This window comes from Paenibacillus sp. ALE3, assembly GCF_054113405.1.
The window spans coordinates 2,524,693-2,537,475 of sequence record NZ_CM134214.1 but is presented as its reverse complement, the minus strand read 5'-3'; the positions used below and the strand labels follow the sequence as shown (position 1 = coordinate 2,537,475).

Sequence of the window (12,783 nt, the reverse complement as noted above, 5' to 3'; positions counted from 1 at the left end):
AGTAGTCCGTTTCATTTGTCCGTTAGGATTAAACTAAATAGGAGGAGGAAAAACATGAGTCACCCAGACAAAAAACAACAGACCAAAGAAAAAATTCTACAGTCTACGCTGGAATTTATTCAAAAGGAAGGTTTCGAGGCGGTTACAATCAGAAAAATTGCTGATCTGTCTGGCACTAATATTTCTCTAGTTAATTATTATTTTGGCTCCAAGGAAAATTTGCTCAGTGAAGCTATTGAAGTGATCCTCCACAGCTTTCAGCACACATTTTCTGTTTTGGACAATACAGCGATGTCCCCGCAAGATAGATTAAAACAATTTTTGCTTAACTATTTACAGGTCATTCGCCAATATCCAGAACTTCTGTCACGAATTATTGTGATGGGCAGCACACCCTTTACATCTCAACAGGAATACGGAAGATTTTTAAACATGATGGGGTTTCCAAAGGTCCAGAACACGATCAAGGAGCTGACAGGTGAGCAACAGCCGGAGCGGTTGTTAGCAATGATGCTGCAAATATTCGGAGCTATTTTTCTGCCTGCACTGATGAGCCCGATTCTTGAGTCTGGAGCAGTTGTGGAAATGCCCACAATAGAGGAACAATTAAACCTGTTATTTGAAAGATATTTCGATCAAAAATAAATCATAGGGGTGACTAATATGAATCTTTTGAGAAAATATTGGCAAGATGCAGGGGCTATAATCGGTGTGGTTGTATGTATTGTTTTACTTATGAATCCAGCTATCCTTTCGGATATAACAGGAATATTATGGTTGAGCTTTGTGAATATATTGTTTCACCAATTTGAGGAATACCGCTGGCCTGGATATTTTGCGGGTTTATTTAACAATATTTTGTTTAAAAGTGAAGCCCCAGATCGTTACCCCTTGAACCCTAATTCAGCGATGATCATTAATGTGGCCATTGCCTATGTATTTTATCTGCTCCCCGTATGGTTCCCCCACGTAATCTGGCTCGGACTCGCACCAGTTTTGATGGGATTCTTCCAGGTCGTCTGGCACGGTATTGTTGTCAATCTCAAAGCAAAAACGGTATATAACCCTGGTTTGTGTACGGCACTTCTCCTGCATGTCCCTATAGGAATCTGGTATATTCATGAAATCGTAAAGAGAGACATCCCAACGGCAATAGACTGGATTGCAGGCACAATCTACTTTGTTTTTGCTGTATACATCTTCATTATCAAAGGGAATATATGGTTGAAGGAGAGTGACTCCCCTTACGCCTTTTCTAAACAACAGCTAGGAATTTATGATCGCAGGTAGGATATGTTAGAAAATCACAAATGTGCTTGTTTACAAGTTGGATACAAGTAGAGGTATTCTCGAAACGAGGTTCGGTTACACTTGGTTTGTACCCAAGAACAAGGAAAGAGTGATCTTATAATGAAACCTACACATCAATCTCGTAATCGTAAAAAGTTAGCTTGCAAGCTGGTCACTACCAGCGCTTTATTGGCTATAGGTTTTGCTGTAATGACAGGATGCGGCAATAGCGGAGAAGCAAACTCAACTGCTCCCTCTACAACGAAATCAGCCACACCATCTGCCAGTAATTCAACAGATCAGAATACAGACATCAATACAAATGAGCAAGATACCCACAATAACAAGACGAGTACAGATAGCAGTAAGCCTAGTACGGATGGAGGAAATTCCGAGAAGCCTGGAAAAGAGTCTGGTCAAGGCTCAACCTCGATACACAAGGAACCCGCTAGTAGTACAGCCTCACCTGACAGTAAACACAGCTCTGCAGCTGCTATATTGAGTGCAGCCAAGCAGGGGACGTTACCCAATCTGCCTAAAGGTCTTGGTTTGGGAACTAGCAGCGATCTTTTGTTTGAGCTTTTGGGGAAATCCGATTCTGGTTCTACAGGCCCTATGAGAAGTTACGCTAAATATCATACAGATCTCGTACTGGATGGAAATGATAAAGTTACAGAAATTACTTCTTCCGATTCAAAATATAAGAAGTTGCTTATCAAACAAGTTATTGACGAACTGGGCCAGCCCACAGAAACAGTTGACACCTCTAGAGACATTTCCGGCACAGCAGAAGCTAATTATAAAATCGACAACACATCAGGTCTTAGTTATTATTTAGTATTTTCCTATCAAACCAAAACGCAAAAGGTCAGTTATGTTCGATTATATTTTAACTCGATGACGCCATAATTAGATGTATAAAAAAGAGAGTCGTTTCCATCACAATGATGGAGGCGACTTTTTCGGTTCATTGCATTTTTAGAGAAAGACATTTATAATGTTAAGTGATTGATTAATCACTAATCAGAAAATTGTGATAAACAAAAGGATGAGAAATATGGCTAAAGCAACATCAACATCAATAAATCGCCAAAAGGAAATCATATCTGCTGCTATTGAAGTCTTTGCGGAGATGGGCTACTATCGAGCTACAACAGCCAAAGTTGCGGAACGGGCTAATATTTCTCAGCCCTATGTTTTTCGCTTTTTCGCTACTAAAGAAGCCTTGCTTATTGAAGCCCTAAAGGTATCATTTGCACGTATCATAGACTCTTTTCACCGGGTCATTCAATCGGCTTCGTCGGAACAGTTAGAGCAAGAACTGATTGCAGCCTATTCGCAAATTATGACGGAATATCGAAATGAAATACTTTTGCAAATGCAGGCACAGACAATCCGTGAGGATGTGGTTGTAACCGTGATGCAGCAGGGGTTACGTGAGATCCATACGACAGTTTATGACGCTTTCCGCCAGGCTGGTATTGAACAAGCCTTGGAAAGAACAATGCTTTTTCTCGCCAGAGGAATGCTATGTAATATTTCGATGTCGCTCGATCTGCCAGAACTGATGAAAACAGACGATTAATTGGTATGTATGCAGTAGAGTCGCGCTTTTGCGCGGCTTTTTTGTGTGCTTTTAATTTTATAAGACATGAATTCGTTAGTTTGAATGAAAATGACTAACTAAGTTGACAAGAGAAGTGGGCCTCGCTATTCTTATACCTATAGGGGTATACGTATTAATAAATTAAAACTAAACTAGACCCCACAAAAAAAAGGCGGAGGTACCACTATGTCATCAACTAGTCATATCGAAGCAGATCAGATTCTTGATTGCAAAGGGCTTGCTTGTCCTATGCCAATTGTAAAAACAAAAAAAGCTATGGATGAGCTTCTTGCCGGGCAGATTATGGAGGTTCAAGTGACTGACAAAGGTTCGTTAGCAGATTTTCAGAGCTGGGCTCAAGGCACCGGACATCAGTATTTGGGCACTTTTCAAGAAGGAGTTGTCATGCGACATTATCTACGCAAAGCAAATCCGACTGATGTGAAGGAGGAGCAAGCATTTCCTTCCACGATAAGTCATAAAGAGCTGCAAGCAAAATGGTCTGCAAAGGAGAACTTCATTTTGCTGGATGTTCGTGAACCCGCCGAATTTGCTCTTAAACACATCCCAGGATCTAAGCACATCCCCCTCGGAGAACTGGAGAACAGACTCGCTGAGCTAAATCTGGAAGATGAAATCGCAGTGATCTGCCAAGCTGGAGCACGCAGTGAAAGGGCTTGCCGGTTATTGGCAGACAAAGGCGCTAAAAACGTCAAATCTGTGCTTTCAGGCATGTCCGGCTGGGCAGGAGAAATGATGGGGGACGATTCTATATGAGTACAGCCAAAACAACGATTATTTTATTCAGCGGTGAGCTGGATAAAGCGCTTGCTGCATTCATTATTGCGAATGGAGCGGCAGCATATGATCATGAAGTAACTATTTTCTTTACATTTTGGGGACTAAATTTATTGCGTAAGGATGAGCTCATGCGCACCCATAAGGGAATGCTCGAAAAAGCCTTTGGCTGGATCATGCCTCGTGGACCGAAAAAGTTAGCACTCTCCAAAATGAATTTCGTCGGACTGGGACCACAGATGATCAAGCATGTCATGAAAAAGCATAATGCGCTCTCTCTTCCAGAGCTTATAGAGTTAGCACAAGAGCAGGGGATCAAGCTCGTCGCTTGCACCATGACCATGGATTTGTTAGGACTTCAACAAAAAGAGCTAATAGATGGTGTTGAATATGCTGGAGTAGCTGCTTACTTGGGAGATGCATCGCAAGGACAGGTGAATCTATTTATTTAGGGTATTCTATTTACTTTTTTGGTTTATAATATACCTATACATGTATATGGTAAGTCAAAAAAGGAGTGCATTGCTTATGGATTACAATTACAGTGATGAACTGAAAACGCGCTTGAGAAGGATTGAGGGCCAGGTACGTGGAGTACTTCGGTTAATGGATGAGGGCAAGTCGTGCAAAGATGTAGTCAGCCAGCTATCAGCTGTACGCAATGCATCAGATAAAGCAATCGCCCAGATTGTAGCAGAAAATCTGCAACGTTGCATATTGGAAGAGCAGGAAGCTGGAGGAGATACGGATAAGCTGGTTAAAGAAGCAATTCAGCTGCTGGTGAAAAGTAGATAATTTATAGTGAATACACGAAAGACTAAGATTAAATAATAGCCGAATTAAAAAGTTCGCTGCCCTAGTTGGTAGCGGGCTTTTTTTCGGACAACTTTAGGAATGGATTAAGCCTCTGTTTATACAGAAGTATAGGAGTGTAAATAACCCATAAGAAAAATAACTTCTTTCGGAGGGCATAGGTATGGAGGTATTTGTCACGATTGGTGTCAAATTGATCATCAGCTTTTTTGGCCTATGGCTTATTACTTTTATTACAGGTCGGAAAACACTCAGTCAGTTAACACCGCTCGATTTTCTGACATCATTGGTATTGAGCGAAATTGTGGGGAATACGTTATATGACGATAAGGTGACCATTTGGCATCTTTTGTTTGCTTTGGCACTATGGTGTGCGCTGGCCTACTTTTTCGAAAAAGCGACGACCCATTTTGTGAAATTTGGATACATGGCAGAAGGTCGAACAGTGCTGCTCGTGGATAAAGGGCAGGTTAATCAAGAATTGCTGGAGAAATATGATATAGAATTTACACAGCTACTCTCCATGCTACGCCAGCAAAATATTTTTTCTCTGCGTGAGGTCTTGTACGCTACGTTAGAAACGAACGGCTCATTGTCGGTCATGCGCAAACCCGAATATGAGCCACCCGCTGCTCAGGATATGGGAATAGATGCACAGCCTGATCTTTTTTCTGTTACTGTCATTGATAAGGGAAGGTTGCTAAATGAATCTATGCGCGGGAAAACAATTGATGTAGAGCTGATAAAAGCGAAGGCGCGAGAGCAGGGATATGATAGTATCGACGAGATTGCCTATGCAGAGCTTAGTGAGGATGGAACGCTCCATGTAGTGCCGATGAAAGAGAATAAAAATCAAAAAAGTGGTGGATCTATTTAAATGAATGATCATCTCTTCATGAAGAGGACTGTTTATTTGTCGTTTTTCTTTTTTTAATAACAATAAAGATAAATAGTAACAAAGGTAGGAAAATTTGAAAAATAGGAAACCAGGAATTAAGAACAAATTTTCGACCGATTACCATGTGATGAATATAGTTGGGCGACAAAAAAGAAAGTCCATAAATAAGTGCTGCAAGGGGAAGAATCCATTTTTTAAATCCGACTCCGGTTATTTTTTCAAGTCCTATCACAGCACCATTAAAAAATAAAGACATTTTGATGATCAAGCCAAGAAAAAGAAGCAAGGTGAAAAGGGCATCCATTCGTTCGAACAGATCTGCTAATTCAATCAACTGAACGGCTTCCAAAAGAGGAAGTGTGCTATTTGCAGCGATCTTGGGTCCGAGAACAAAAATATCCAATTGATTAACAAATGTTAGAGCAAGTGCGGTCATTATATAGGCAAAGGAAACGGGTTTTGTGAGATTCCGGTCTTTATGTACAAGCGGATAAAATACAAGAAATAACACAGTTTGTCCGAATGGAAAGGAGATAAGCTCAGGAATAGCGGCTTTAAATATGGGGTTCCATCCTTCCTCTAAAACCGGAAGGGAATTTTCCAAGTGAAAGAGACCAGTTGCCGGAATTAATATACTAATTATGGCGTATCCAAGTACAAAAAAAGGGAAAAGGAATAAGCAAAATAAGAAAAATAAGAAAAATGCTTTGTAGCCGTAACGAACCGTGTTGGATACAACCACGATTGTGATCAAGATGATGATCCACAAAGGGGTTTGGCGGAGCAGAGTCATTACGGTCACCTCGCCTAAATCGCGTATGTTCCGAGAAGCTTCATATGTAAAATACATCACAAAAAGTAAATTGATGAGTGTACCCACATATTTCCCTGTGTAACGGCGAAACAACATGAACAAATCTAATTCAGGATCTTGATGGTGAATAGCAAGATGGAGCATTAGCAGAAGAAGTCCTGCTAATGCTCCTATCAACATGACTAGCCAAGCATCTTGCTTTGCTTCAGCCCCCATTAAAAACAAAGTTGTACTTCCAACTTCAAATAAAGACATACAAATGATCAGCTCGGATACTCGGATTGTATTTTGACGCATTGATTCATTTCACCTCTCCCTGTTTATTTCATTTCAACAGTTCGTTAAAAGATTTTTCGAATAACCCTGGACGTGCAAGCTTCATTTTTACACCTATTTTTATATCCATGTTTGCGAACTCTTCAGGCCATGTCTCTTTTATTTTTTTCCAGTCTTTTGGGTACTTGTGATGAATTTTATTTCCAACACCAATAAGGTCGATATTCTTTTGCTGTAAGGCTTTCCAGCCTTCCTGAATTTGCAGTTTGATCATTTCTGCTGCTTGCATCTGCAATTGACCTATACTTTGCATATCTTTCATTTCTCTTTGCGAAGAGGCTGACAGAAGATCCCCGGTAGCTTTAACGTCAACGTTGAGGTAATAATGATTTAAATTCTTGATTGGCGTAACCTTAACCTTAGCTTTCCGGATGAGGAAAGCGGACGTAACATTCCCATCCACATAGTTTATAGTAGTGTTTTTAATCTGGTTGTTTAACCATGAAACCCCTATACTTTCCTTTTCATTTAGGAAGCCGACTCTCTTGTCTTTCTGAAAAATGCTTAAGCCCGATAACTTGAGTTTATTTTTGGCGGAGGTTTCCTTGAAAACATCAACAGATTCTAGTTTCTCCGGCTCGGAACCCTCAAGAGATATTTCTGGAACTCCGGCTGCACTATCGGAGCTAATTTTCGAAATAAATTCATACATGGATATTGCAGGGTAAATTGATGCTAATTTGCTATCTCTTTCTATAATCTTTTCTAAAGCTTGACCAGGAATTTTCTCTGGTGGTACAAGCTTTTTTAAAAAATTACGAGCCTCTCCGTTGGCAATGAATACTTTTACAGTTTCTCGTGAATCAAGGTTGCGGAGGTAAATATCAATAATCTCTTCAATGCCTTGTTCTGCTGCTTTTTTTCCAATAACGAGTATATTATTTTGGGCAAAATATAGTTTGCGTGGGTATTCCAGGCTACTCTTCGTAACGGTCTCTCTCAATGTTTTTCCATGTGTAGAAAAGGTATGTACAGCGCTTTGCGATGCCCCCGAGGAAGTACCACCTGAGCCAGTCGTCATGGCTGATGGAATGATGATTTGATAAGTATTGATCCAGTCGCCCTTATGTCCATCAATTCCAGTTGCTGTTGTGATGGCTAATTCGTTCAATTCTGTTCGATCTACGCACCCTGTAAGTAATAACCCTGCAATAAACAGAACATAACTAACTCTTAATTGCCGCACCATTGATCTCTCCTATTTTTGGGTATCAGGCTTATGACCACCTTCAGTATCATCCGAACTAGCAGGGTATTGGTGAGCTGCCTGTCTTGTCTGGTTATGGCCTGACTTTTCGCTAGGTCTGGTTTTCATAGCCCACCACGGAACTCTGATGATAAGGTCCTTCATATTAGTTTTAAAGGTGGGGCTATAGGGCACAAAATAATCAACTCCGAATGACTTGAGAGATACAAGGTGAATTAGAAGGGGGATAATTCCTATCAGAATACCAAATAAGCCTAGAGCCCCCGCCAGTAGCATAAGTGCAAAACGCAACAACCTGACCGCTGAAGCCATAGCAAAATACGGGATGACAAAGTTCGATATAGCTGTGAAGGCAACAACGATCACCATTGCACCTGAGACCAGTCCGGCTTGCACCGCCGCCTGTCCGATAACCAGAGCTCCTACAATGGAAACGGCTGGTCCGATGACTCGTGGCATTCGCACACCTGCTTCACGAATCACTTCAAACATTAATTCCATCATTAAAGCTTCCAATAATGCAGGAAAAGGAGTTCCTTCCCGTTGAGCCATTAGCGTAATCAACAGCGTGGTGGGGATCATTTCCTGTTGGAAAGTCGTCAAGGCTATAAATAGAGAGGGAAGCAACAATGAGACTAGAAAAGATACTACACGAAGAGCCCTTAAAAAAGTTGAAATGTCATATCTCTGGTAGTAGTCTTCCGCCGTTTGAAAGAAATTAAAGAAGGTTACAGGTGCAATCAGAGCGAATGGCGTCCCATCAACCAGGACAGCTACTTGTCCGTCTAAAAGGCTACCTGCGACTGTATCCGGACGCTCTGAGTTTAGCATGGTGGGAAAGAGACTAAGTGGTTCATCCTGTATAAATTCTTCGATGTAGCCACTTTCAAGTATGCTGTCTGTATCAATGGATTGAAGCCGTTTTGTAATTTCCTGTATGACTTCTGGATTAGCGACATTTTCAATGTAAGCTAACATGACTTTGGTTTGTGTATATCGCCCAATAACATGACTTTCAAATTTAAGGTCAGGTGTCCGCAATTTTCTTCTGATCAGTGTAATGTTGGTTGAGATATCCTCCGTAAATCCTTCTTTAGGACCCCGTACTACGGTCTGAGTACTGGGTTCCTGAATAGCCCGTCTTACTCCGCCTGCGATGGAAACTACCAATGCATAGTTGTTTCCGTCGATGACAATGACAGCATTCCCGGAGAGGATGGCTTGATATACTTCATTTTGCGAATGTATCATTTGAATATTTCCAGACGGAATTGTGTTTTTTAACAAAGAAGCTGCAGTATTTTCCTTAAACATAAAAGTATCTGCGGAGCCCATCTCTGTAATCAAGCTCTCCATTAAATCGGAAAGCAAGTTTTGGTCAATCAGTCCTTCAATATAACAAACGGCGAGATGTCCAGCATGTACAGGACTTTCTGAAAAATCACGAATGACAAAATCGGGACCTTGCCCAAGTTTTAATTTAAGTAAAGACAGAGTATGGGATAATGATGAATGGATTGTCTCGGTAGCGGTTTGCTGTTTGGATTTTTCGATATCCTGTGTGTACCTTTTTCCAGGCTTCAGAACACTTCTAATCCAACGTGTTAACACAAGTGAACCCCCTCTTTTTTGATAAAGCATATCTTTTCCTTGCAATCCAAAAATATACGCTATTTTTATGAATTGGATACTTAGTGAAAGACATGTGGAAGCCTGATCAGTTTCGAAAATTAAACAGCACAGGTCCAAAGCAATTTGACTTATAGAATATTTGAGTCCTTGATTGAGGAGACTACCTTCATGGGTTTGGAATTTTTCAGAAAGTGGTGATCAGATTTGAGTTTCTCGGATGATCAGCTTATCTGTCTCCGATTTGAGGACGAACTAGGGTATTTTGCTAAGGCTGCTGCTCCTCCTATTTATGAGACTGCTCCATTTTTCTTTGATACCTACGAAGACTATGCTGAAGCGGCTAATCATGAAAAGGAGCATTACGTCTATTCGAGAGGAACCAATCCTACCGTTCGGATTGCAGAACAAATGATTGCTGCGCTAGAAGGTGGGGAGGACTGTAAGTGCTTTGCCTCTGGAATGGCTGCTATCAGTGCCGCTCTAATGTGTAGCTTATCCGCAGGGGATCATCTGATTCTGGTCGGACATATATATGAAACTTCCGTCAGCCTAGCCAAATACTTAACGAAGTTCGATATAAACTACACCATTGTACATTCGACTTCTACGGAAGCAGTTGCTAATGCCATCCAACCGCAGACTCGTGCTATTCTTATGGAGTCTCCTACCTCGTTTACATTCGATATGGTAAATATTCAGGAGGTAACTTCACTTTCCAAAGCGAAGGGTATACGCACAATCATAGATAATTCATGGGCTACACCCCTTTTCCAAAAACCATTAGAATGGGGTGTTGATATCGTCGTTCACTCCGCATCCAAGTACTTGGGGGGACATAATGATTTAATTGCAGGGGCAGTAATCGCTTCTAAAGAGATAATAAATCGTATGTATGCTGAAGAATATGAATTGATTGGCGGTTCGTTAGCCCCTTTTGAGGCAGGGCTACTCATTCGGGGTCTAAGAACACTCCCGCTCCGTATGGAAGCCCATCAAAGGAATGCTCTGTTGGTTGCTCGTTTTCTATCAGATCATCCGGCCATTTCTAAAGTAAATCATCCTGGACTTCCTTCTCACCCACAGCATGAGCTGGCATGTAGACAGCTTAAAGGGTATGCCGGATTATTCAGCTTTGAACTAAAAGATTCGGGTTATGAGGATATATGCAGAGTGATTAATAAACTACGACTGATTCGGATCGGTGTATCATGGGGGGCTATGGAGAGCCAGGTGATCTCACCGAACTACGGGTTCAATAAGCAGAGTCTAAAAAAACAACACATGCCTGAATCCCTAATACGCTTGGCTGTGGGGCATGAACCTGCTGAACTTTTAATAGAAGATCTAGCTACAGCTTTAAGCTAAGCGATCATTTCAGGATTTTATATAAAAAAAGCGAAAGCAGCGGCTCCATCATAAAGAGCTACTGCTGTTATGATTTATAACGTTTATATCTTCGGTTGTTATAGACAAAGCACTATATGTAGGCGTGGTTCAGTAAAAAATTACACCGTGTAGAAACACAACTCATTTACTGGTAAATATTACAACTTGTTTGTTGGGTATAGACGTGATAAATTATATATCCAGCCAGTTAAACGGCTGTTGATTTGATCTTTGAAAACTGAACAACGAGTGAGTACGGATTTTGTTTACAAAATCCAACGTTGAAATTTTGGTACATGCCATCTGGCTGTATGAAATGGAAACGAAAATGAGATATTTTATCTCGTCAGTTTCAACATGAGCTAATCGCTCTTTCTATAACCAACTTCGGTTGGTCTTTAATGGAGAGTTTGATCCTGGCTCAGGACGAACGCTGGCGGCGTGCCTAATACATGCAAGTCGAGCGAGGTTCATTAGAAGCTTGCTTCTAATGAACCTAGCGGCGGACGGGTGAGTAACACGTAGGCAACCTGCCCACAAGACAGGGATAACTACCGGAAACGGTAGCTAATACCCGATACATCCTTTTTCTGCATGGGAGAAGGAGGAAAGGCGGAGCAATCTGTCACTTGTGGATGGGCCTGCGGCGCATTAGCTAGTTGGTGGGGTAAAGGCCTACCAAGGCGACGATGCGTAGCCGACCTGAGAGGGTGATCGGCCACACTGGGACTGAGACACGGCCCAGACTCCTACGGGAGGCAGCAGTAGGGAATCTTCCGCAATGGGCGAAAGCCTGACGGAGCAACGCCGCGTGAGTGATGAAGGTTTTCGGATCGTAAAGCTCTGTTGCGAGGGAAGAACGTCTTGTAGAGTAACTGCTACAAGAGTGACGGTACCTGAGAAGAAAGCCCCGGCTAACTACGTGCCAGCAGCCGCGGTAATACGTAGGGGGCAAGCGTTGTCCGGAATTATTGGGCGTAAAGCGCGCGCAGGCGGCTCTTTAAGTCTGGTGTTTAATCCCGAGGCTCAACTTCGGGTCGCACTGGAAACTGGAGAGCTTGAGTGCAGAAGAGGAGAGTGGAATTCCACGTGTAGCGGTGAAATGCGTAGAGATGTGGAGGAACACCAGTGGCGAAGGCGACTCTCTGGGCTGTAACTGACGCTGAGGCGCGAAAGCGTGGGGAGCAAACAGGATTAGATACCCTGGTAGTCCACGCCGTAAACGATGAATGCTAGGTGTTAGGGGTTTCGATACCCTTGGTGCCGAAGTTAACACATTAAGCATTCCGCCTGGGGAGTACGGTCGCAAGACTGAAACTCAAAGGAATTGACGGGGACCCGCACAAGCAGTGGAGTATGTGGTTTAATTCGAAGCAACGCGAAGAACCTTACCAGGTCTTGACATCCCTCTGACCGGTCTAGAGATAGGCCTTTCCTTCGGGACAGAGGAGACAGGTGGTGCATGGTTGTCGTCAGCTCGTGTCGTGAGATGTTGGGTTAAGTCCCGCAACGAGCGCAACCCTTATGCTTAGTTGCCAGCAGGTCAAGCTGGGCACTCTAAGCAGACTGCCGGTGACAAACCGGAGGAAGGTGGGGATGACGTCAAATCATCATGCCCCTTATGACCTGGGCTACACACGTACTACAATGGCCGGTACAACGGGAAGCGAAGCCGCGAGGTGGAGCCAATCCTAGAAAAGCCGGTCTCAGTTCGGATTGTAGGCTGCAACTCGCCTACATGAAGTCGGAATTGCTAGTAATCGCGGATCAGCATGCCGCGGTGAATACGTTCCCGGGTCTTGTACACACCGCCCGTCACACCACGAGAGTTTACAACACCCGAAGTCGGTGAGGTAACCGCAAGGGGCCAGCCGCCGAAGGTGGGGTAGATGATTGGGGTGAAGTCGTAACAAGGTAGCCGTATCGGAAGGTGCGGCTGGATCACCTCCTTTCTATGGAGAATCGTTTCCTGCGATGGAAACATTCAAATCAGCAGGTACATG

The 12,783-nt window shown here is 42.7% G+C and carries 12 protein-coding genes and 1 rRNA gene; 10 read left to right on the top strand and 3 right to left on the bottom strand.

The features are described from left to right. Positions 1-54: 54 nt before the first annotated feature. From ACXHJ2_RS11100 to ACXHJ2_RS11065, 8 genes are all read left to right on the top strand, one after another. Positions 55-645 carry a TetR/AcrR family transcriptional regulator gene (locus ACXHJ2_RS11100; protein WP_165083565.1) on the top strand — a complete coding sequence of 197 codons (591 nt, stop codon included), beginning with the start codon at positions 55-57 and terminating at the stop codon, positions 643-645. An 18-nt stretch (positions 646-663) separates the two neighbouring features. Then, positions 664-1,290, top strand: a complete 627-nt coding sequence (locus ACXHJ2_RS11095) for an HXXEE domain-containing protein (RefSeq protein ID WP_165083563.1) — start codon at positions 664-666, stop codon at positions 1,288-1,290. A gap of 120 nt (positions 1,291-1,410) precedes the next feature. Further along, positions 1,411-2,199, top strand: coding sequence for a DUF4309 domain-containing protein (locus ACXHJ2_RS11090; protein WP_165083561.1), 789 nt, complete (start codon positions 1,411-1,413; stop codon positions 2,197-2,199). A 148-nt stretch (positions 2,200-2,347) separates the two neighbouring features. Continuing rightward, complete coding sequence (locus tag ACXHJ2_RS11085; protein WP_058712072.1) at positions 2,348-2,875, top strand: TetR/AcrR family transcriptional regulator; 528 nt, start codon at positions 2,348-2,350, stop codon at positions 2,873-2,875. 207 nt (positions 2,876-3,082) lie between these two features. Further along, positions 3,083-3,673 carry a sulfurtransferase TusA family protein gene (locus tag ACXHJ2_RS11080; RefSeq protein ID WP_165083559.1) on the top strand — a complete coding sequence of 197 codons (591 nt, stop codon included), beginning with the start codon at positions 3,083-3,085 and terminating at the stop codon, positions 3,671-3,673. Continuing rightward, complete coding sequence (locus ACXHJ2_RS11075) at positions 3,670-4,146, top strand: DsrE/DsrF/DrsH-like family protein (RefSeq protein WP_165083557.1); 477 nt, start codon at positions 3,670-3,672, stop codon at positions 4,144-4,146. The genes ACXHJ2_RS11080 and ACXHJ2_RS11075 overlap by 4 nt, the downstream gene beginning before the upstream one ends. A gap of 76 nt (positions 4,147-4,222) precedes the next feature. After that, positions 4,223-4,489, top strand: coding sequence for a metal-sensitive transcriptional regulator (locus ACXHJ2_RS11070; protein ID WP_013310304.1), 267 nt, complete (start codon positions 4,223-4,225; stop codon positions 4,487-4,489). Between the two features lie 181 nt (positions 4,490-4,670). Further along, the gene (locus ACXHJ2_RS11065; protein WP_165083555.1) at positions 4,671-5,384 is read left to right on the top strand and encodes a YetF domain-containing protein; all 714 of its coding nucleotides are present in this window, start codon (positions 4,671-4,673) and stop codon (positions 5,382-5,384) included. A 16-nt stretch (positions 5,385-5,400) separates the two neighbouring features. On the opposite strand, the gene ACXHJ2_RS11060 is transcribed toward ACXHJ2_RS11065, so the two are convergent. The 3 genes from ACXHJ2_RS11060 to ACXHJ2_RS11050 are packed head-to-tail and all read right to left on the bottom strand — an operon-like array spanning position 5,401 to position 9,373. Continuing rightward, the gene (locus tag ACXHJ2_RS11060; protein WP_457874806.1) at positions 5,401-6,516 is read right to left on the bottom strand and encodes a GerAB/ArcD/ProY family transporter; all 1,116 of its coding nucleotides are present in this window, start codon (positions 6,514-6,516) and stop codon (positions 5,401-5,403) included. A gap of 28 nt (positions 6,517-6,544) precedes the next feature. Then, a complete protein-coding gene (locus ACXHJ2_RS11055) occupies positions 6,545-7,744 on the bottom strand; it encodes a Ger(x)C family spore germination protein (RefSeq protein WP_165083551.1) in 1,200 nt (399 codons plus the stop codon). Between the two features lie 9 nt (positions 7,745-7,753). Further along, positions 7,754-9,373, bottom strand: a complete 1,620-nt coding sequence (locus tag ACXHJ2_RS11050) for a spore germination protein (RefSeq protein WP_137078481.1) — start codon at positions 9,371-9,373, stop codon at positions 7,754-7,756. Between the two features lie 225 nt (positions 9,374-9,598). On the opposite strand from ACXHJ2_RS11050, the gene ACXHJ2_RS11045 reads away from it, so the two are divergent. Together ACXHJ2_RS11045 and ACXHJ2_RS11040 are read left to right on the top strand one after the other, a co-directional pair. Continuing rightward, a complete protein-coding gene (locus ACXHJ2_RS11045; protein WP_165083549.1) occupies positions 9,599-10,759 on the top strand; it encodes a trans-sulfuration enzyme family protein in 1,161 nt (386 codons plus the stop codon). A gap of 419 nt (positions 10,760-11,178) precedes the next feature. Then, positions 11,179-12,732 (top strand): 16S ribosomal RNA (locus tag ACXHJ2_RS11040). Positions 12,733-12,783 lie beyond the last annotated feature (51 nt).

Excerpts from the sequence above, each read along its gene's own strand:
- ACXHJ2_RS11065 (WP_165083555.1), top strand. The coding sequence starts at position 4,671 with ATGGAGGTATTTGTCACGATTGGTGTCAAATTGATCATCAGCTTTTTT.
- ACXHJ2_RS11100 (WP_165083565.1), top strand. The coding sequence starts at position 55 with ATGAGTCACCCAGACAAAAAACAACAGACCAAAGAAAAAATTCTACAG.
- ACXHJ2_RS11070 (WP_013310304.1), top strand. The coding sequence starts at position 4,223 with ATGGATTACAATTACAGTGATGAACTGAAAACGCGCTTGAGAAGGATT.
- ACXHJ2_RS11085 (WP_058712072.1), top strand. The coding sequence starts at position 2,348 with ATGGCTAAAGCAACATCAACATCAATAAATCGCCAAAAGGAAATCATA.
- ACXHJ2_RS11075 (WP_165083557.1), top strand. The coding sequence starts at position 3,670 with ATGAGTACAGCCAAAACAACGATTATTTTATTCAGCGGTGAGCTGGAT.
- ACXHJ2_RS11090 (WP_165083561.1), top strand. The coding sequence starts at position 1,411 with ATGAAACCTACACATCAATCTCGTAATCGTAAAAAGTTAGCTTGCAAG.
- ACXHJ2_RS11095 (WP_165083563.1), top strand. The coding sequence starts at position 664 with ATGAATCTTTTGAGAAAATATTGGCAAGATGCAGGGGCTATAATCGGT.
- ACXHJ2_RS11060 (WP_457874806.1), bottom strand. The coding sequence starts at position 6,516 with ATGCGTCAAAATACAATCCGAGTATCCGAGCTGATCATTTGTATGTCT.
- ACXHJ2_RS11080 (WP_165083559.1), top strand. The coding sequence starts at position 3,083 with ATGTCATCAACTAGTCATATCGAAGCAGATCAGATTCTTGATTGCAAA.
- ACXHJ2_RS11055 (WP_165083551.1), bottom strand. The coding sequence starts at position 7,744 with ATGGTGCGGCAATTAAGAGTTAGTTATGTTCTGTTTATTGCAGGGTTA.